The organism is Actinocorallia lasiicapitis (assembly GCF_054778695.1).
The window spans coordinates 1-778 of record NZ_BAAGZI010000843.1; the positions used below are offsets into that span (position 1 = coordinate 1).

1 protein-coding gene is annotated in these 778 nt (G+C 60.3%); it reads left to right on the forward strand.

Going from position 1 to position 778, the window contains the following annotated elements:
- Nucleotides 1-93: 93 nt before the first annotated feature.
- The coding region (locus ACYVE7_RS35020) for a GDP-mannose 4,6-dehydratase (protein WP_460370971.1) at nt 94-778 on the forward strand (685 nt) is incomplete at its 3' end.

Consider the following 778-nt stretch of genomic DNA (forward strand, 5'->3'; position numbering starts at 1 on the left):
GCAAAGAGATGAATGTCTTGTCCGTTTGCCATGGGATCGGTAGGCGGCAGTTCGCCTCGGCCGATGTCCCCTATTTCAAATCCGGAGCTTAAGATGGCAAAACGTGCGTTACTCACCGGCATTACGGGACAAGACGGCGCCTATCTCGCCCAGCATCTGCTTGAGCATGGCTATGAGGTGCATGGCGTTGTCCGCCGTTCGTCGCATGGCGGAGTCGCCGACCATCGGCTTGAATGGCTGGGCATCCTGGACGACGTCCAGCTGCATGATGCCAACCTCGTCGACATGTCGTCGCTGATGCGCTTGGTGAAGGACGTGCAGCCCGACGAATTCTACAATCTTGCGGCGCAGTCGTTCGTCGCCACGTCGTGGCAGCAGCCGATCTTGACGACGCAGGTTACCGCGCTCGGCGTCACGCACGCACTGGAAGCGTTGCGGATCGTCAAGCCCGACACCCGATTCTATCAGGCGTCTTCGTCCGAGATGTACGGACTGATCCAGCAGGACATGCAGAGCGAGAAGACGCCCTTCTACCCGCGCTCGCCCTACGCCGTCGCCAAGCTGTACGGCCATTGGATCACGGTCAACTACCGCGAGAGCTTTGGCATGCATGCCTCATCGGGTATTCTGTTCAACCACGAAAGCCCGCTGCGCGGCCGTGAATTCGTGACCCGCAAGGTCACCGATGGCGTCGCGCGGATCAAGCTTGGCATCCAGAACGAGCTGCGCCTCGGCAACATCGATGCTAAGCGCGATTGGGGCCATGCCCGCGACTACG